This is a genomic window from Burkholderia seminalis DSM 23518, from assembly GCF_902832885.1.
In the GTDB taxonomy this organism is placed as follows: Bacteria; Pseudomonadota; Gammaproteobacteria; order Burkholderiales; family Burkholderiaceae; genus Burkholderia; species Burkholderia seminalis.
This window is the reverse complement of the sequence record NZ_CADFDK010000012.1, coordinates 69,522-89,229: the sequence shown is the minus strand read 5'-3', so window position 1 is coordinate 89,229 and position 19,708 is coordinate 69,522. Positions and strand designations below refer to the sequence as shown.

Sequence of the window (19,708 nt, the reverse complement as noted above, 5' to 3'; positions counted from 1 at the left end):
TTACGACGCGGCGACGGGCTTGACGGCGGCCGGATCCGAATAACTCGGCCGGCCGTTTTCGACGTGGCCCGCGAAGCGGCGCGAGAACGTGCCGCTCGCGCCGTCGCTGACCGTCACGTCATACCACTGGTGGCTCGACGCGAGCGCCCACGGCTCGACCCGCTCGTCGCCGCCGTGCAGCGTCACCTGCCGCGACGGCGCGCCGTATGCGTTGTCGGTCAGCGTCAGCGTGACATGCGCGCCACCGTGGTTGCGCAGCTTCAGGTACAGGTTCCCGTTCGCGACGTCGTAGCCGGCCTTCACCTCCGGCTGGGCCGGATTGCGGTGCGGCGCGGCCGTGGCCGGCACGTTGCCGGAGAACATCCGCACGAACCCGTTCGGCCCGTACACCGCGAACGCATACACGCCGTGCGTCGCCGTCAGGTCGAAGTCCGCGTGCAGCACGCGGCGCGCGCCGACCGTATAGCGCCACGGGCCGTCGGTGCGGTTCGTCGCGTACACGTGGAAGTGCGCGCCCTGGTTGCCGCGGTTCGCGAATTCGATGCGCAGCTTCGTTCCGCCGTCGAGGGTCGCGTTCACATGCAGTTCGTACGGCAGGGCGCGCGCGGGCCGCACGCCGGGCTCCTGCGGATCGACCGGCGACGGCGTCGCGGGCACGGTGGGCGCGGGCTGCGACGTGCACTGCTGGTCCGCGATCGAACGGTACTGGCTGGTATCCGGCAGCGGCGGGAACGCGGTATCCGACGAGCGGAAGTCGAACGCGGCGGTGAGGTCGCCGCACACCGTGCGGCGCCACGGCGTGATGTTCGGTTCGTCGATGCCGAAGCGCGCGCCGATGAAGCGGATCACCGACGTATGGTCGAACACCTGCGAGCAGACGTAGCCGCCCTTGGTCCACGGCGACACGACCGTCATCGGCACGCGCGGCCCGAGGCCGTACGGCAGGCCGTCGGCCGTGTAGCTGCCGCCGCGGCCGGGATTCACGACCGTATGCAGCTCGCCGTCGGTCGTCACGGTGGACGCGCCCTGCGCGGCCGACGTCGGCGGCTGCGGCGGCACGATGTGGTCGAAGAAGCCGTCGTTCTCGTCGTACATGATGAACAGCACGGTCTTGCGCCACACGTCCGGGTTCGACGTGAGCGCATCGAGGATCTGCGACGTGTAGTTCGCGCCGTACGCCGGCGTGTATTTCGGATGCTCGGAGAACGCGGCCGGCGGGCACAGCCACGACACCTGCGGCAGCCGGTCGTTGATCACGTCGTCCTTCAGGTGGTCGAGCGTGCGTACCGTCTGCGCGCGCTGGTACAGCGAGGAACCGGGCTTCGCGTTGATGAAGTTCGCGAAGTTCTGCAGCACGTTCGTGCCGTAGTTTCCGTTGTACGGATCGTTGCCCGTCGTGCCCTGCTGGTAGATCTGCCACGACACGCCGTGCGCGTCGAGACGCTCGGGAAAGGTCGTCCACGACAGCAGCTGGTAGGCGGGCGGCCCGTCGCCGTCGACGTAGTCGCTGTTGTCGAGCAGCGGGCCGCCGAACTTGCCGGTCGGGTCGACCGTGCCCGTCATCAGGTAGGAACGGTTCGGATGCGTCGGGCCCGGCAGCGAGCAGAAGTAGTGGTCGCATACGGTGAACGCGTCGGCGAGCGCGTAGTGGAACGGAATGTCCTCGCGCACGTGATAGCCCATCGTCATGTCGGTCTTGTTCGCGGGCCACTGGTCGTAGCGGCCGCCGTCGATCGCCGCGTGCGTCTTGTACCACGAGTGGTCGAGATCGCCGACGCACTGCGCGCTCGTCGTCAGCGTGTTCAGCCGGAACGGCAGCACGGGCTTGCCCGGATCGGCCTTCGACGGCTGATACCACACCGGCTTGCCGTTCGGCAGCGGGATCGGGAAGCGGTCGTTGTAGCCGCGCACGCCGCGCAGGTGTCCGAAGTAATGATCGAACGAGCGGTTCTCCTGCATGAACACGACGATGTGCTCGACATCGCGGATCGTGCCGGTGCCGCGCGCGGCGGGAATCGCGAGCGCGCGGCGGATCGATTCGGGAAAGGCGTTGAGCGCGACGGCGGCGCCCGCGGATTGTGCGACGGTATGCAGGAAACGGCGGCGGCTCGATGACGTCATGTGGTTCACCTCGGTTCTGCGGTCGGGGGACGGAAGCGGCGGGATCAGCCCGGCGACGACGCCGCGGCGCTCGACGCGGCCGCGTTCGACGCCGGCTTCGCGTCGTCGTCGTCATCGGGCGGGTAGTGCACGACGGGCGGCGCGAGCGGCGCGGCATCGGATGCGGCACCGCCCGCGGCTGCCTCGCTGTTGAACGCGCTGGCGGAGCCGGCCGATGCGCTGCCTTGCTGGGAGGCGTCGGTCGCGTGAGCGTCGTGCGGCGCGTCGTCGCTGCAGGCGGCGACGAAAACGGCGGCACAAAGAACGACGGCGACGGAAACGCGGCGCATGACTTTCTCTCCTGGCGGGCTGATCGGGAAACGTTTTCGAGTATGCCGATGCGATGCGACGTTTCGGTGAATCGTTTGCGACCGGCGCATGATCGCGGAATGCTTTCGCCCGCCTGACCAAATACTTTCGCGCGATCGCGGGGCGGCAATATTTCCCGGCGCGCGAGGCGGGCCCGGCACTTTTACGCGGACGCGCAACGCGATACGCGACGGCATGACCGTTCGCGACGGGCATGCGCGGCCGATCGCGCGGCGTCAGCGCCGCGGCGTCCTGCGTCGCACTTCGCTGCGCAGCCAGTCGAGCCAGGTGCGGATCGCCGCTTCGTGAGGATGGCCGGGGCGCCACACGACGTAATGCGCATACACGTCGGTGATGCGCACCGTCGACACGCGCACGAGCGTGCCGTCCGCGAGTTCGGGCTCGATCAGCGAGCGGCGCGCGAGCGCGACGCCGCGGCCTTGCCGCGTCGCGTCGATCAGCGCGTTCGCGTCGGTGAAGCGTGGCGCGCGCGCGGATTCGGTGAGGTCGAGCCGTGCCGCCTGGAACCACGGTTCCCACGGCTGCGCCGGATGGCGCAGCAGCGTCGCGCGCACGAGATCGGCGGGCGTGCGCGGTGCGATGCCGTCGCGATTGCGGTACGCGGGGCTCGCGACCGGGAAGATCGTCTCGTTCATCAGTTTTTCGGCGACGACGCCCGGCCAGGTGCCGGGTCCGTAACGCAGCGCGACGTCGATGCGGTCGCGCTTGCGCAGCGGCGCGAGCGCCACGTCCGGGTGCAGCGCGATCGCGATGTGCGGATGCGCGGCCGTGAAGCGCGGCAGGCGCGGCGCGAGCCAGCGCTCGGCGACGCTCGGCAGCACGCTGACGTTCAGCGTCACGTCGCAGGTGCGCGGGCGGCGGCGTACCGCGAGTGCCGGCTCGAACGCGCGTTCCAGCACGCTCAGGCCCTGGCGCACCTGCAGCGCGAGGGCATGCGCGGCGTGCGTCGGCGTCGCGCCGTTGCGTTCGCGCGTGAAGAGCGGATAGCCGAGCTGCGCCTCGAGCGCGCGGATGTGCTGGCTGACCGCGCCTTGCGTGAGCGCGAGTTCGTCGGCCGCGCGCGTGAAGCTTTGCAGCCGCACGGCGGTTTCGAACGCGCGCAGCGTCTGCAGCGGAGGGAGGTGGATGCGTCGCATGCGGGTATTAGTAACACTAATGACCGAGCACGACAATTCATCGTTTGCCGCCCGTCGGTACGCGTTCCTACACTCGGTTCCGTCTTCCACATCCCCGTCGGGGCACACACCATGAACGCCTACCGTCTCTATCTTTCGCCGGGCGCCTGCTCGCTTGCCGCCCACATCGCGCTCGAGGAAACCGGCGCGCCGTTCGACGTCGAGATCGTCTCGGTGCAGAAGCAGCAGAACCTCGCGGCGCCCTATCTCGCGATCAACGCGAAGGCGCGCGTGCCCGTGCTCGCGATTCCGGGCGAGCCGCGCGTGCTGACCGAAACGCCGGCGATCCTCACGTATCTCGCGCGCCGCTATCCGGACGCGCAATTGCTGCCGCTCGGCGAGCCGCTGCGCGAGGCGCGGTGTCACGAGTGGCTTGCCTGGCTGGTCGGCTGGGTGCACGGTGTCGGTTACGGCGCATTGTGGCGGCCGGGCCGCTTCATCGGCGATCCGGCGCTGCACGGCGCGGTCAGCGCGCACGGGCGCGGCACGATCGAAGCGGCGAACGCGTCGATCGAAGCAGCGCTCGCCGATGGCCGCACGTGGGCCGAACCGGGTGCGCATTCGATCGTCGATCCGTTCCTGTTCGTGCTGTATCGCTGGGGTGCCGCGATCGGACTCGACATGACGCGGCATGCGGCGTGGACGGCCCATGCGCAGCGCGAGGCCGAACGGCCGGCCGCGCGGCGTGCGCTGGCGCGCGAGGCCGGCTGACACGTTGGGGATCTCGCGCGGCGCGATACTGGGTCTGTCATTTCGTTCGGATCACGAAATTCGAACGTGTCCAATTGCCATGTTGCAGTCATTTCTTTTGAATGGGAATCATTCTCATCAAAGAAATGGAGTGACCATGACATACCGCATCCGGTCGAGCGCGACACCGCCGCGTCGCGCGACGGCTTCCGTCGCGCTTGCAATGATGACGTGCGCGTCCGCGTCCGCGGATGAAACCGATCCGCGGCCGGCGCCGCATCTCGACCCGATCGTCGTGCAGGGCAGCCGCGACGCCGGCTCGCGCGTCGACCGCTCGGGTTCGGCGAAGTATGCGGCGCCGCTGCTCGACGTGCCGCAGACGATTACCGTCGTGCCGCGCGAGGTGCTCGACGAGCAGCAGGTCACGAGCTTGCGCGACGCGCTGGCCAACGTCGCCGGCATCACGTTCAATGCGGGCGAGGGGGGCGGCGGGTCGGGCGACATGTTCAATATTCGCGGCTTCGGCGCGAATGCGAACCTGCAGCTCGACGGCCTGCGCGACAGCGCGCAGAACAATCGCAGCGATCTGTTCAACGTCGAGGCGGTCGAGGTCATCAAGGGGCCCAACTCGGTGTTCGGCGGCGCGGGCACGACCGGCGGCTCCGTGAACCTGGTCAGCAAGGCGCCGAAGCGCGACGCATTCGTCGAGGCCGGCACGGTGCTCGGCACGTCCGACTACCGGCGCGTGACGCTCGACGCGAACCGGCCGTTGCCGGGCACCGACGGCCGTGCGGCATTCCGGTTGAACGCGATGGCGCACGTCAACGACGTTCCCGGCCGGAACGACATCCGCAAGCGGCGCTGGGGCGTGGCGCCCTCGCTTGCCTTCGGGCTCGGCACGCCCACGCGCGTCACGCTCGGCTACTTCCATCAGTACGACAACAACCTGCCCGACTACGGGTTGCCGGCCCGCGGCGGACAGGTGCTGGCCGGCGTGTCGCGCGACAGCTACTTCGGGTGGCGCAACCTCGATCGCGAGCGCATCGCGTCGGATGCCGTCACGGTGAAGGCCGAGCACGACTTTTCGCCGAACCTGAAGCTGCAGAACCTGAGCCGGTATGCGCACCTGGGCCGCGACACCGCGATCTCCGCATCGCACGTCAATCTCCAGGGGGTGCCGCCCGGGCATTACAGGCCGGCCGGGCCGCAAGGCTACGGCCGCGATTCGTCGACGGCGATGTGGGCCAACCAAACGAACGTCACGGCCGCGTTCGACACACTCGGGCTTGGCCATACACTCGTCGCGGGCTTCGACCTCTCGCGGGAAACCTATGGGCGCACCACATACTCGTACGGGCTCAACCGGTTCTATCCGCCGGGCGGTTTTTCATTGGCCGCGCCGCCGGGCGAATGGCGCGGTCCCGCGCAGCGTCGGGACAGCGGACGCAACGACACGGCGCTCGTCGTCAAGGCGCTCTATGCCCTCGATACGATTGTGGTCGGCCGATACTGGAACATCGACGTGGGGCTGCGCCACGACTGGATCGACGGCTGGTCGCGGAGCACGCCGGCCGGCCAGCCGACCGAACGTGCGGACAGCGCCGGCCGGCACCTGAGCACGCGCGCGGGGCTGGTGTTCAAGCCGACCGAGAACGGGCGCGCGTATTTCGCGTACGGCACGTCGTTCAATCCGTCGGCCGAATACCTGGTCACGACCGGGTCCGGCGTGAGCGCAGCGACCGGCGCACTGGCGCCGGAGAAGAACGAGAGCCTCGAGCTCGGCGCGAAGTGGGAAGGGCCGGCGGGACTCGCGCTGAACGGCGCGTTGTTCCAGACGGAGAAGAAGAACGCGCGCGAACGGATGGCCGACGGCAGCTACGCGCTCGCGGGCAGGCAGCGCGTGCGCGGCATCGAGCTCGGGGCGGCCGGCAAGGTGACGCCGCAATGGGACGTGTTCGCGAACTACACGTATCTGGCGAGCGTGACGCTGAGTTCGCCGGCGTCGCCGCGTCGCGACGGCCAGGCACTCGGCAATACGCCGCGCCATGCGTTCAATGTCTGGACGACCTATCGCCTGCCGGCCGGCTGGACGCTCGGCTACGGCTCGCACTTCGTCGGCCGGCGCAACGTGACGTCGGAGGGGAACGGCACGCTCGGCGCGTACTGGGTGCACAACCTGATGGCCGGCTACGACGTGAACCGCCGGCTGCGCTTTCAGCTGAACATCGACAATCTGTTCGACCGCGCCTATGTCGAGCGTGTGCGCCAGGTGTCGGGGAGCGAGGCGAGATCGTCCGCGGTCGAACTCGGTGACGGCCGCTCGGCGATGCTGTCGGCCGTGTACAAGTTCTGACGGCGTGCGCTGCATAGGTGTCGCGGTTATCGCGCGAACAGCGGATAGGTCGCAGCCGCGATCAGCGCGGTCGCGAGCCACACCACGCCCCACGAGCTGACCGCGAGCAGCGGCGGAATCGCGAGCGGGGTCGCGAACAGCCCGAGGTAGACGATCGTGTTCGCCATCCCGAGCGCGGTGCCCGCGTGGTTCGCGCCCGCGAGCGTCGCGAGCTCCGTGTACGCGACGCCGTGCCACGCCGACACGCAGATGCCGGCGAACACGAGAATCCCGACGATCGCGGCGAACGGCACGTGCGCGCTGCCGGCCGTCGCCGCCGCGAGCAGCGCGAACGAACCGGCCGCGACGAGTACCGACCCGCGCAGATACGCGCGCCGGTTGCCGTGCCGGTCGGTATGGCGGCCGCTCCACACGCGCATCACCATCGCGCCGAGCTGCAGCGCGACCATCGCCGCGCTGATGCCGGCAAGGCCGAGCCGGCCGAAGTCGTGCAGGAACACCGTCGCGAACGTGAGCACCGCGAACTGCGGCGCGCACAGCAGGCCGATGCCGAGCACGATGCGCCACACGGGGCCGCTTGCGAGCGGGGTGCGCGCATGCGGGACGGACGGCTGACGCTCGACGGGGCGATGCGCGACGAGGTGCGCCACGGCCGGCTCGGCCGGCGGCTCGTGCAGCCAGCGCCACGTGAGTGCGGCTGAACCCGCGCACAGCAGCATCAGCGCACCGAACACCGCGGCAAAGCCGAGATGCGACGCGAGCGACGGCAGCAACGCCGCGCCGATGCCGCCGCCGAGCGGCACGGCCGTCTGGCGGATGCTCATCGCGAGCCCGCGTTCGCGCTCGCCGAACCAGCGCATCACCGCGCGTCCGCTCGACCCGTTGACGCTGCCGCCGAGCAGGCCGACGCAGCACATCGCCGCGACGACCCGCAGCAGCGGCGGCACCGCGTGCGCGCTCGGGACGATCGTGCACACCATCAGCGCGAGCATCGCGGCCGTCGCGACGAGCCCGGTCAGCAGCACGCGGCGGTCGCCGAAGCGGTCGGCGGCGATCCCCCACGGCAGCTCGGACAGCGCGACGCCGAAGCCGAGCGCGCCGAGCACGAGGCCGAGCGCGCCGTTGTCGAGGCGATAGGCCGTGCGCATCCACACGGCCGTGGTCGGAATGCCGGCCGCGGCCGCCGAAAAGCTCAGGTTCGCGGCGACGCCGGCCGCCAGCACGCGCCAGCGATGAGCCGGGCCGCGTACGTCGCGGGCGGGCGAGGAGGGGGAAGCGATGCACGAGGTGTCCATGACGGCAGGCCCGGTTGGAAATTGACATCCACAGTCTGGCGGCCTACATTCATCCTGAAAATCGGAAAGTTTTTGATGAATCGTTCGATAAAACAGGATGATTGAGATGCCCGGACAAGACCTTCCGCGCGGCGGCGCGCCGCTCGCCGTGGCCGATGCCGCGCTGGCGCGGCCCAATTTCGACGTGGCCGCGTTGCGCAGCCTGGTCGCGGGCGTGGATCTCGGCAGTTTTGCGAAGGCGGCCGACCGTGTCGCGCGCTCGTCGTCGGCGGTGAGTGCGCAGATCCGCAAGCTCGAGGAGCAGGCCGGCACGCCGCTGTTCGTGAAGGCCGGGCGCGGGCTCGCGCTGACCGATGCCGGCGACGCGATGCTGCGCTATGCGCGGCGCATGATCGCGCTGAACGACGAGGCCGCGGCGGCCGTGCGCGGCGTGAACCTCGACGGCTGGGTGCGTGTCGGGCTGCAGGAAGACTTCGGCGAGGCGATCCTGCCCGATGTGCTCGGGCGATTCGCGCGCGCGCATCCGAAGGTGAGGATCGAGGCGCGCGTGGCGCGCAATGCCGACCTGTTCGACCGGCTCGACGCGAACCAGCTCGATCTGGCGCTCGTGTGGGGCGATCCGGCGTCGGCCGATTTCGGGTCGCGCGCGGGGATCGGCAGCGAAACGATCGCGCAGGTGCCGATGCAATGGATCGGCGCGGTGGGGAGCGGTGGATTCGGGGTACCGGAGGGCGGCGACGCGGCGGCCGACGGTGAGGCGGATGAAACGGGCGGCCGCGCCGGGCACGTGCCCGGCGAGCCGTTGCCGCTCGTCGTGTTCGACCGGCCGTGCCGGTTCTTCGGCGCGGCGGCCGATGCGCTCGACCGCGCCGGCACGCCGTGGCGCGTCGCGTTCACGACGCCGAGCCTCGCCGGGTTGTGGGCCGCGGCGGCGGCCGGCCTCGGGCTCACGGTGCGCTCGCGCTACGGGCTGCCCGCATCGGTGCGCGCGCTCGACGCGGCGTCGTGCGGGTTGCCGGAGCTGCCGAGCCTGCCGCTGATCCTGCTGCGGCGCACGTCGCCGGCGACGCCGACGGTCGACCGGCTCGCGCGGATCGTGACGCAGGCGGTCAGGGAGGCGACGGACGGGGCGGCGGCGCTGGCGGCCTGACGATACCGTCGGTCGCCGCCACGGGCGCGATTCGTTCGCCCCTCTGCCGATCACCTCGCGCCTGCCTCGCTACCCATTCGATCCGGAATCCTGCAAGGGAAGGACCCGAATCGCGGATGACTTCGATACGCCGCTGCGTCGGGCCGGCATTCATCGGCCGGCGGCGCCATGTGCGGTGGTGCGGCTCATGCCGCGGCGGCGTCCGGCTCGCTTGCTTCGAGCGCGGCACGGATCGTTGCCAATCGCTCCCGCAGCGCTTCGCTCGCCGGCACGAACGGCAGCCGCAACCCGTCCTCGCACCACCCCTGCGCGGCGAGCACGGCCTTCACCGGCGCCGGGTTCGGCTCCGCGAACAGCGCTGCGACGAGCGGCTGCAGCGCGACCGACAGGCGCCGCGCGTCGGCGAGCCGCCCGTCGCGCAGTAGCGCATGAATGCGCACGTGCCATTCGGGCAGCACGTGCGCGCTGCTCGCGATCGCGCCGTGCGCGCCGGCGCACATCGCCGCGAAGTTCTGGTTGTCGTCGCCGGACAGGATCGCGAGCGGCGTGTCGTGCACGAGACGGCTCATCCGGTCGAGCGTGCCGCCGCATTCCTTGATGCCCGCGACGCGCGGGTCGCGCGCGAGCGCCTGCAGCGTGTCCAGTTCGACGTTCACGCCGGTGCGGTACGGGATGTTGTAGACGAGCACCGGCAGGTCGGCCGCGTCGACGATCGCCTCGACATGGCGGCGGATGCCGTCCTGCGTCGGGCGCACGTAGACGGGCGGCGTGACGAGCAGGCCGTCGGGCCGCAGGGCCGCGAGTTCGCGTGCGCGCGCGGCCGCGACATGCGTCGCGCTCGCGGTCAGCCCGACGACGATCGGCCGCCCGGGCGCCGCGTCGCGCAGCGTCGCGAACACCGCGTCCTGTTCGCGCGCGTCGAGCAGGACGCCTTCACCGGTCGTCGCGCCCGCGACGAAGCCCGCGATGCCCGCGGCCGCATAACGACGCGCAAGCCGCGCGAGCGCCGCATGGTCGACTTCGCCGTGGTGAAACGGCGTGATGATCGGCAGCCAGATACCTTCGAAACGTGTGTTCATGCAAAGCCTCATGGTGGAAACGGAGTGGGAAGGAACCGTTCCGCCGGCGGTGTGCCGGAGCGAGGCGTGCGTGCAAGGAGAATGAAACGACCTGCGGGCATCCCGTCCGGCATTCGCCTGACGGGACGCGACGTCCCCGTCAGTCGAGGAGTCGTTTTTTCAGTTTCAGCCCGGCCGCGCGCGTACCTGCCGCGACGGCGGCGAGGATCGAAAGCGAGCGCAGGGGAGCGGACATGGATGAACCGTAAGTGGGCTGAGCGGCGATCTTAACACCGGATCGGCGGCGCGCGCGAGCGCCGGCCGCCGTTTAGCAGGATTCGAGATTTGCTTTCCACGACTGATTGGAAGGCGCGCCGCGCCCGGCCGCTAGAATGCCCGCTTACGTTTCGATGACAGCGCGTACGCGTGCCGTCACGCACATTCACCACCACTGGAAACGGGGCATATCACGATGGCAAGCATCAAGGGGATCGGCCGCTGGCTGCACACGGGCGCGGCGGCGGCGCTGGTCGTGGCGGCGACGGCCGCGCATGCGGACACGTCGATCCTGAACGTGTCGTACGACGTGACGCGCGAGCTGTACAAGGACATCAACACGGGCTTCGCGGCCGCATACAAGCAGAAGACCGGCGAGACCGTCACGATCAAGCAGTCGCACGGCGCGTCGAGCGCGCAGGCGCTGTCGGTGCTGCAGGGGCTGCAGGCCGACGTCGTGACGATGAACCAGCCGAACGACATCGACCTGCTCGCCGAGCGCGGCCAGCTGCTGCCGAAGGACTGGCGCGCACGCTTCCCGGACAACAGCTCGCCGTACTCGACGACGATGGTGTTCCTCGTGCGCAAGGGCAATCCGAAGGCGATCAAGGACTGGAGCGATCTCGCGAAGCCGGGCGTCCAGGTCATCATCGCGAACCCGAAGACGTCGGGCAACGGCCGCTACGCGTATCTCGCCGCATGGGGTTTCGAGAAGCTGAAGGGTGCGACCGACCAGCAGGCGCTCGACTTCGAGAAGGCGATCTTCCGCAACGTGCCGGTGCTCGATTCGGGCGGCCGCGGTGCGACGACGACGTTCACGCAGCGCGGCATCGGCGACGTGCTGGTGACGTTCGAGAACGAGGTCGCGCTGATGGACACCGGCGCATCGGGCGCGCAGTTCGACGCCGTGTATCCGTCGGCGAGCATCCTCGCGGAGCCGCCGGTCGCCGTCGTCGACAAGGTCGTCGACAAGAAGGGCACGCGCAAGGTCGCGCAGGCGTATCTCGACTACCTGTACACGCCGGAAGCGCAGGAGATCATCGCGCAGCACCATCTGCGCCCGCGCGACGCGAACGTGCTGAAGAAGCACGCGGCCGAATTCAAGGCGCTGAAGACGTTCAGCGTCGAGCAGGTTTTCGGCAGCTGGGCGAACGCGCAAAAGACGCATTTCGCCGACGGCGGCACGTTCGACCAGGTGATCGTCGACCGGAAGTGACCGCGGCGCGCCTCGCGCGCGGGTCCGCACGATGACGACGCAGCCGGCCGCACACGCGGCCGGTTTTTTTTCGGCACGGCGCGGCGGATTTCCGTTTCGCGCCGGTACGCGTTCCCGGCCGCCGCCGCGCATGCTACGCTCATCGCCTCCCTGCAACCGGCGCCGCGCGATGAACGTCGATTCGTCTTCCCCAGTCCCCCGCGGCCGCGGCCGCAAGATCTGGTCGGGCACCCGCCCGGTGATCGCGTACGGGATGCCGCCGCTCGGCTGGCGCGACTTCTACCATCGCGCGCTGACGGTGAGCTGGCCCGTGTTCTTCCTGTCGCTCGCGGTGCTGTTCCTGCTGCTCAACGGCGGCTTTGCGACGCTCTATCTGCTCGGCCATGCGCCGATCGCGAACCAGTCGCCGGCCGGCTTCGGCGGCGCGTTCTTCTTCAGCGTCGAGACGCTCGCGACCGTCGGCTACGGCGACATGCATCCGCAGACCGTTTACGCCCACCTCGTCGCGACGTTCGAGATCTTCGTCGGGATGTCGGGCATCGCGCTGGCCACGGGGCTCGTGTTTGCGCGCTTTTCGCGGCCGCAGGCGAAGATCCTGTTCGCGCGCAACGCGATCGTGCGGCCGCTGAACGGCCGGATGACGCTGATGGTGCGCGCCGCGAATGCGCGCCAGAACGTGATCGCCGAGGCGCAGGCGAAGTTGCGGCTGATGCGCATCGAAGGCACGCACGAGGGTTACTCGCTGCGCAAGATCCACGACCTGCCGCTCGTGCGCAGCGAGCATCCGATCTTCCTGCTCGGCTGGAACCTGATGCACGTGATCGACGAGTCGAGCGCGCTGTTCGGCGAGACGCCCGAATCGCTGGCCGCGCGCGACGCGTCGTTGCTGATCACGATCGAAGGCTCGGACGAGACGACCGCGCAGGTCATGCAGGCGCGTCATTCATGGGCGCATGGCGAGATCCGCTGGCGTCATCGCTACGTCGACCTGATGCACGACGAGGACGGCATCACGCACATCGACTACACGCATTTTCACGAAGTCGTGCCGATCGACGTCGATACCGACGAGCGCGGCTCGCCGGGCGTGGTGATCGACGCCGATGCACCGGCGCAGGGGCCGGCCGCGCAGGCGTGATCGACGGGCCGGCCCGTCAGCCGTCACGCATGCAGCAACCGCACCGCTTCGCGCTGTTCGATCGCAACGGCGCGGCGGAATGCGTCGCGATCCTCGGCGCGCGCGACGTAGTCGCCGAGCACGCCTTCGTGCGGCAGCAGGTGCGCGTCGAACGCGATCTTCAACGTGCTCGCGAGCAGCAGGTCGGCCGCGGTGAAGCGCTCGCCGACGAGCCACGGGCGATGGGCGAGCGCTTGCGCGAGCGCGCGCTGGACGCGCGTGATGTTGCCCCAGCCGAACGCGACCGGATTGCCCGACGCGCCGGTGAATTTTTCGGCCATCGCCGGTTCGAGGCAGGTCGGCGTGAAGAACATCCATTGCAGGAAGCGGCCGCGCAGCGGATCGTCGGGCGCGATGCCGAGCCCGGCGCCCGGGCAGCGGTCGGCGAGGTAGAGCAGCACGGCGCCCGATTCGGCGAACGGCGCGCTGCCGTCGTCGAGCGCGGGTAGCTTGGCCATCGGGTTGACTTGCACGAACGCGTCGCTGCCCTGTTCGTGCGAGCGCAGGTCGATCGGCACGAGTTCGTACACCACACCGATTTCCTCGAGCATCCACAACGCCCGGAATGCCCGGGTCTTCGGCCAGTAGTAGAGCTTCATCGCGCCTCCGCGTGTGGGTGCAGGTGTCGGTCCGGTCGATGCTCAAGCGTACCCGAGCGCAGGAGGTTCGGACAGGGGCGCCCGGCCAGGGGCGCCCGGCCAGGGGTCATTCGGTCGAGCGAGCCTGTTCGGGCGTTGTATGGCGAGCGCGGATCGGGCGAAAAATCGGGCAAAGCCTGACGGCACAACGAAGTTTTGCAATAACTAGTTATATATTGACTAGTTAGTAAAATCGAGAGTGATCCTGACGGAAACGGCGTTGCCACCCGGGGTCGCCGCCGGTCCCGCTGCATCCTCGCACACGGCCTCGCAGGCATTCGACCACCACCGCCGACGCATCACGAAACGCGGAAATCACCAGGGACAAGTCACGCATGGCAAACGACGATCGCACCACGATCATTCCGCGAGGAACGCCGGAATCGGCGGCGATGGTGGCCGAGGTCAAACGCGCGATGGCGATCACGGCGCGGCTCAACCGTCTGACGTTCGACGATGCGGCGGCAGTGCGCGCAGTGTTCGGCGAACTGATCGGCACGCAAGTGGACGACGGCTTCGTGCTGATCCCGCCGTTTCACGCGACGGGCGGCACCGGCATGAAGCTCGGGCGCAACGTGTTCGTCAACCAGAACTGCACGTTCTACGACCTGGGCGGACTCGAGATCGGCGACGACGTGATGATCGGCCCGAACGTCAGCCTGATCACGTCCGGTCATCCGGTCGAGCCTTCGCGGCGGCGCGACTGCGTCGTTGCGAAGCCGATCGTGATCGAACGGAATGTGTGGATCGGCGCCGGCGCGACGATCATCGGCGGCGTGACGGTCGGCGAGAACGCGGTCGTCGCGGCCGCGGCGGTCGTCACGCGTGACGTTCCGCCGAATACGCTGGTCGGCGGCAATCCGGCGAAGGTCATCCGGTCGATTGCGGAGTAGCGTTTGCCCGGGCGCCCCTGTCGGGGCGACGGTGCATCATCGGACGGATGTGGACAACTCGCCCCGCAGCGACTCGAAACGCTGTGCATTTGAATGGTGAGGGTGCCGTTGAGGCCGTCCGGACAAGGCTTTCCGGCTTTTCCGGTTGCGGTGCGCCGAGGCGTTCGCCGATGCGCGCATGGCGGTCTCGTCGCGCGACCGCTTGTGGATATCCTCGCCTCGAAACGACTCGGCGCGCTGTGGATTTCACCGGTGAGGATCACCGGATGCCGCTCAAGAGGCGAAGCGGGGTGTGGACAACTCGCCGCGAGACGAAGCGAAATGCTGTGAAATCCACTGGTGAGTGTCGCCGCCCGATCGCGCGAGGCGCCCGTTCCGGCAAGGCTTGCCGGCCTCTGCCGTGATTCGGGGCGCCGCGCATTCTAACGGAACGCGCGAAGGCGTGACCGAACCCCGTGTGCGTCGCGATGCCGGCATCCGGGTGCGGATCCCGGTCGCAGGGTCGTGCATTCTAACGGTGAGCGCGGGCGCGTGGCTTCCAACGTGCGATTTTCGTCGCATGCCCGTGCTCTCCCGAGCGACTCGACATGCTGTGGGAATCGATGGTGAGCATGAGCGTCCGGCTGGCCGGCAGCCAGTCCGGACGCGGCTGTCCGGCCGACGTCGCCGCCGGGGGCACGTGCCCGGTCAGGCGCGCCGCGCGCGCTTCAGTGTGGATATCCGGCCATCGGAACGACTCGCGGCACTGTGGTTTTCGACGGTGAGGGTCGGCGTCCGATCGGGTGACAGGCCGCTTCGGGCATGGCTTGCCGCCCGCCGGCGCGCTTTGGAACACGCTTTCGCGATCGATCTGCCGAGGCGCTCCGATGTGGATATCCGGCGTCACAAGCCACTCGAAGCGCTGTGGTTTCCAACGGTGAAGGGGCGTGCATGGCCGGAAGGCAACGCAGGTTCAGGCACGGAAAACGGTCGCCGCGGCCAGTCGAAACCCTGTGCATGTCGACGGTGAGGGAGAAGCGGTGGTCGCGGCGCATGCGTATTCCGGCGTGAGGATCCGACGGACAAAGCCACTCTCGGCCCTGTGTATTCGAACGGTGAGGGTGGACAGCGGATCGACGAAACGAGCAGGCCGAGATGGGGATATCCACCGCCATCAACCACTCGCCGCGCTGTGACTTTCAACGGTGAGGGTCGGCGCCCGAGCGAACCGCGTGCCGGTTCCGGATGTGGATATCCCGGTCCCGACGCTACTCGAAACGCTGTGCAATCGAACGGTGAGCGCGCGAACCCGGTCGGCGAGAAGGGTCCGACGTTGTGGACATCCGGCGCGCCGGACCAATCGGAACGCTGTGCATTGCAACGGTGAGGGGGGCTGCCCGATTCCCCCGAAACCCTTGTCGCGCGGGGTTCGAGCGCCAGTCGACGGGCGCGAGGCGCGCCTTGCGGCACGCGCGGGCTGGTGGGCCGCCCCTTTTGTCGTGCCAGCCGGCCGTCCCGGCGTCCCGCCAACCGCTCGCCCGGCGCTCGCGTGAAAACTCTCTCAAATCACGGCAAAAACCTGCGCAGTTTTTCTCGCACAAGCGCCGGTCGAGCAAGATGAGAAAAAACATTCTCGGCTGCGCGAGAAAAAATAGAGCCATTCGCTGCCGCCGGTCACCCGCCGCCCGATGGCCCGCCGCGCAGCCCAGAACAGCACAATCCGGAGACTTCCCCCATGACTGCCCGCCTGCCCGTCGACGGCACGCCTACCCTGTCCGATTACCGACTGACCGACAACCTGACCGCGACGCGCGGCCGGATCTTCCTGACCGGCACGCAGGCGCTGATCCGCCTGCTGCTGATGCAGCGCACGGTCGATACCGAACAGGGCCTCAACACGGCCGGCTTCGTCAGCGGCTATCGCGGCTCGCCGCTCGGGATGGTCGACCAGCAGCTGTGGAAGGCGAAGAAACTGCTCGACGCGAGCAGCGTGCGCTTCCTGCCGGCCATCAACGAGGAACTCGGCGGCACGGCCGTGCTCGGCACGCAGCGCGTCGAAGCCGATCCCGAGCGCACGGTCGAGGGCGTGTATGCGATGTGGTACGGCAAGGGCCCGGGCGTCGATCGCGCCGGCGACGCGCTGAAGCACGGCAACGCATACGGTTCGTCGCCGCACGGCGGCGTGCTGGTCGTCGCGGGCGACGATCACGGCTGCGTGTCGTCGTCGATGCCGCACCAGAGCGACTTCGCGATGATCGCGTGGCACATGCCGGTCGTGAACCCGGCGAATATCGCCGACATGCTCGAGTTCGGCCTGTACGGCTGGGCGCTGTCGCGCTACTCGGGCGCGTGGGTCGGCTTCAAGGCGATCTCGGAAACGGTCGAGTCGGGCTCGACGGTCGACCTCGATGCACTGCAGACGCGGTGGCCGGCGCCGGCCGGCTTCACGCCGCCGTCGGGCGGGCTGCACAACCGCTGGCCCGACCTGCCGAGCCTGACGATCGAGGCGCGTCTCGCCGCGAAGCTCGACGCGGTGCGCCATTTCGCGCGCACCAACAGCATCGACAAGTGGATCGCGCCGAGCGCGCACGCGAACGTCGGCATCGTCACCTGCGGCAAGGCGCACCTCGACCTGATGGAAGCGCTGCGCCGTCTCGACCTGACGGTCGCCGATCTCGACGCGGCCGGCGTGCGGATCTACAAGGTCGGCCTGTCGTATCCGCTCGAGATGACGCGCGTCGAGACCTTCGTCGACGGGCTCGACGAAGTGCTCGTGATCGAGGAGAAAGGCCCGGTCATCGAGCAGCAGATCAAGGACTACCTGTACAACCGCGCCGAAGGCGCGCGCCCGCGCGTGCTCGGCAAGCACGACGCCGCCGGCGCCTGCCTGCTGTCCGAGCTCGGCGAGCTGCGCCCGTCGCGCATCCTGCCGGTGTTCGCCGACTGGCTCGCGCGCCACAAGCCGGCGCTCGACCGGCGCGAGCGCGTCGTCGATCTGGTCGCGCCGCAGATCCTGTCGAACGAGGCCGACGCGGTGAAGCGCACGCCGTACTTCTGCTCGGGCTGTCCGCACAATACGTCGACGAAGGTGCCGGAAGGCTCGATCGCGCAGGCCGGCATCGGCTGCCACTTCATGGCGTCGTGGATGGAGCGCGACACGACGGGGCTGATCCAGATGGGCGGCGAGGGCGTCGACTGGGCCGCGCACGCGATGTTCACGAACACGAAGCACGTGTTCCAGAACCTCGGCGACGGCACCTACTTCCACTCGGGCATCCTCGCGATCCGCCAGGCAGTCGCCGCGAAGGCGAACATCACGTACAAGATCCTCTACAACGACGCGGTCGCGATGACGGGCGGCCAGCCGGTCGACGGCAGCATCTCGGTGCCGCAGATCGCGCGCCAGGTCGAGGCCGAAGGCGTGTCGCGCTTCGTCGTCGTGTCCGACGAGCCGGAGAAGTACGACGGCCATCACGGACAGTTCCCGACGGGCACGACCTTCCATCACCGCAGCGAGCTCGACACGGTGCAGCGCGAGCTGCGCGAGACGCCGGGCGTTACCGTGCTGATCTACGACCAGACCTGCGCGGCCGAGAAGCGCCGCCGCCGCAAGAAAGGCGAATTCCCCGACCCGGACAAGCGCCTGTTCATCAACGACGCGGTGTGCGAAGGCTGCGGCGACTGCGGCGTGCAGTCGAACTGCCTGTCGGTCGAGCCGCTCGAGACGCCGCTCGGCCGCAAGCGCCGCATCGACCAGTCGTCGTGCAACAAGGACTATTCGTGCGTGAACGGCTTCTGCCCGAGCTTCGTGACGGTCGAAGGCGCGGCGCTGAAGAAGGCGGCCGGCGCCGCGTTCGACGAAGCGGCGCTCGCCGCGCGCGTCGACGGGCTGCCGGTGCCGGCGACGCATCTCGACGCGGCGCCGTTCGACATGCTCGTGACGGGCGTGGGCGGCACGGGCGTCGTGACGGTCGGCGCGCTGATCAGCATGGCCGCGCACCTCGAAGGCAAGAGCGCATCGGTGCTCGACTTCATGGGCTTCGCGCAGAAGGGCGGCTCGGTGCTGTCGTTCGTGCGGATCGCATCGAGCGACCGGTGGCTGAACCAGGTGCGCATCGACACGCAGCAGGCCGACGTGCTGCTCGCGTGCGACATGGTCGTCGGCGCGAGCGCGGAAGCGCTGCAGACGGTGCGTCACGAGCGCACGCGGATCGTCGTCAACACGCACCGGATCCCGAACGCGTCGTTCGTGCAGAACCCGGATGCGAACCTGCATGCGGATGCGCTGCTCGAGAAGATGCATCACGCGGCCGGCGACGGCTACCTGTCGAGCTGCGACGCGCAGGCGCTCGCCGCGAAGTTCCTCGGCGATTCGATCGGCGCGAACATCCTGATGCTCGGTTATGCGTGGCAGCTCGGCCTCGTGCCGGTGTCGCTCGCCGCGATGATGCGCGCGATCGAGCTGAACAACGTCGCGGTGCCGATGAACAAGCTCGCGTTCTCGATCGGCCGGATGGCGGCCGGCGACGCGGCGGGCCTCGACGCGTTGTGGAACGCACGTCACACGGTAGCCGTGCATGCGGCGCCCGAGACGCTCGCCGGGCTGATCGCCGATCGCGAAGCGCGTCTCGACGCCTACGGCGGCGCGCGTTACGTCGAACGCTACCGTGCGCTCGTGAACGCCGCCCGCGCGAAGGGCGACGACGCGCTGACGCGCGCGGTCGCGACGACGTTCTACCGGCTGCTCGCGGTAAAGGACGAATACGAAGTCGCGCGGCTGTACACGGACGATGCGTTCCGTACCGCGCTCGAGGCGCAGTTCGAAGGCGTGCCGGGGCAGGCGTACCGCGTGAAGTTCAACCTCGCGCCGCCGACGGTCGCGAAGGCCGGCCACGACGGCAGCGCGCCGAAGAAGCGCGTGTTCGGCCAGTGGATGTGGCCGGTGTTCGGCATGCTGGCGCGCGTGCGCAGCCTGCGCGGCACCTGGCTCGACCCGTTTGGCCGCACCGTCGAGCGCAAGATGGAGCGCGCGCTGGCCGACGACTACGAGACGACGCTCGCGCGTGCGTTCGCCGCGATGACGGCCGGCAATGCGGCGCAGGTCGTGCAACTGGCCGACCTGCACGCCCGCGTGCGCGGCTTCGGTCACGTGAAGGTGCGCAACCTGGCCGGCGTGAAGCGCGCGGAGCGCGAGCTCGCGCTGCAGCTCGGCATCGATGCGGCGACGAGCGCGGCCGTGCAGCACGCGCTCGACGAGATGAAGGGCGCGGGGATGCTGAAGGGGATTCCGGTCGTCGTCGCGAAGTAACGCGAACGTG

13 protein-coding genes are annotated in these 19,708 nt (G+C 69.1%); 7 read left to right on the top strand and 6 right to left on the bottom strand.

Features of this window, described 5'->3' with window-relative positions; all coding sequences use genetic code 11:
- The 3 genes from HWX00_RS28530 to HWX00_RS28520 form a co-directional block, all read right to left on the bottom strand.
- Nucleotides 1-2,121, bottom strand: a complete 2,121-nt coding sequence (locus HWX00_RS28530; protein ID WP_175028309.1) for a phosphocholine-specific phospholipase C — start codon at nucleotides 2,119-2,121, stop codon at nucleotides 1-3.
- A gap of 44 nt (nucleotides 2,122-2,165) precedes the next feature.
- Complete coding sequence (locus tag HWX00_RS28525; RefSeq protein WP_034189140.1) at nucleotides 2,166-2,450, bottom strand: hypothetical protein; 285 nt, start codon at nucleotides 2,448-2,450, stop codon at nucleotides 2,166-2,168.
- 255 nt (nucleotides 2,451-2,705) lie between these two features.
- Entirely contained in the window at nucleotides 2,706-3,626 is a 921-nt protein-coding gene (locus HWX00_RS28520) for a LysR substrate-binding domain-containing protein (RefSeq protein ID WP_069706966.1), read from the bottom strand.
- Nucleotides 3,627-3,737: 111 nt separating this feature from the next.
- Here HWX00_RS28520 and HWX00_RS28515 point away from each other — a divergent pair, with 111 nt between their 5' ends.
- Entirely contained in the window at nucleotides 3,738-4,376 is a 639-nt protein-coding gene (locus tag HWX00_RS28515; protein WP_175028308.1) for a glutathione S-transferase family protein, read from the top strand.
- Between the two features lie 136 nt (nucleotides 4,377-4,512).
- Nucleotides 4,513-6,708, top strand: a complete 2,196-nt coding sequence (locus HWX00_RS28510; RefSeq protein WP_175028307.1) for a TonB-dependent receptor — start codon at nucleotides 4,513-4,515, stop codon at nucleotides 6,706-6,708.
- 26 nt (nucleotides 6,709-6,734) lie between these two features.
- Here the strand turns inward: HWX00_RS28510 and HWX00_RS28505 are convergent, their stop codons facing one another.
- On the bottom strand, nucleotides 6,735-8,003 hold the full coding sequence (locus HWX00_RS28505) for an MFS transporter (protein WP_175028306.1): 1,269 nt from the start codon (nucleotides 8,001-8,003) through the stop codon (nucleotides 6,735-6,737).
- A 106-nt stretch (nucleotides 8,004-8,109) separates the two neighbouring features.
- On the opposite strand from HWX00_RS28505, the gene HWX00_RS28500 reads away from it, so the two are divergent.
- Nucleotides 8,110-9,153 (top strand): LysR substrate-binding domain-containing protein, encoded by a 1,044-nt coding sequence (locus HWX00_RS28500; RefSeq protein ID WP_059558898.1) that lies wholly within the window; start codon nucleotides 8,110-8,112, stop codon nucleotides 9,151-9,153.
- Between the two features lie 185 nt (nucleotides 9,154-9,338).
- Here HWX00_RS28500 and dapA read toward each other — a convergent pair whose 3' ends face one another.
- On the bottom strand, nucleotides 9,339-10,232 hold the full coding sequence (gene dapA / locus HWX00_RS28495; protein WP_034189146.1) for a 4-hydroxy-tetrahydrodipicolinate synthase: 894 nt from the start codon (nucleotides 10,230-10,232) through the stop codon (nucleotides 9,339-9,341).
- A 451-nt stretch (nucleotides 10,233-10,683) separates the two neighbouring features.
- On the opposite strand from dapA, the gene HWX00_RS28485 reads away from it, so the two are divergent.
- A complete protein-coding gene (locus HWX00_RS28485) occupies nucleotides 10,684-11,703 on the top strand; it encodes a sulfate ABC transporter substrate-binding protein (RefSeq protein WP_034189147.1) in 1,020 nt (339 codons plus the stop codon).
- 169 nt (nucleotides 11,704-11,872) lie between these two features.
- Nucleotides 11,873-12,841 (top strand): ion channel, encoded by a 969-nt coding sequence (locus tag HWX00_RS28480; protein WP_175028305.1) that lies wholly within the window; start codon nucleotides 11,873-11,875, stop codon nucleotides 12,839-12,841.
- A gap of 23 nt (nucleotides 12,842-12,864) precedes the next feature.
- Here HWX00_RS28480 and HWX00_RS28475 read toward each other — a convergent pair whose 3' ends face one another.
- Nucleotides 12,865-13,479, bottom strand: coding sequence for a glutathione S-transferase family protein (locus tag HWX00_RS28475; protein WP_175028304.1), 615 nt, complete (start codon nucleotides 13,477-13,479; stop codon nucleotides 12,865-12,867).
- A 374-nt stretch (nucleotides 13,480-13,853) separates the two neighbouring features.
- Here HWX00_RS28475 and HWX00_RS28470 point away from each other — a divergent pair, with 374 nt between their 5' ends.
- Together HWX00_RS28470 and HWX00_RS28465 are read left to right on the top strand one after the other, a co-directional pair.
- Entirely contained in the window at nucleotides 13,854-14,411 is a 558-nt protein-coding gene (locus tag HWX00_RS28470) for a DapH/DapD/GlmU-related protein (RefSeq protein WP_175028303.1), read from the top strand.
- A 1,714-nt stretch (nucleotides 14,412-16,125) separates the two neighbouring features.
- Nucleotides 16,126-19,698 (top strand): indolepyruvate ferredoxin oxidoreductase family protein, encoded by a 3,573-nt coding sequence (locus tag HWX00_RS28465; protein ID WP_175028302.1) that lies wholly within the window; start codon nucleotides 16,126-16,128, stop codon nucleotides 19,696-19,698.
- Nucleotides 19,699-19,708: the final 10 nt, after the last annotated feature.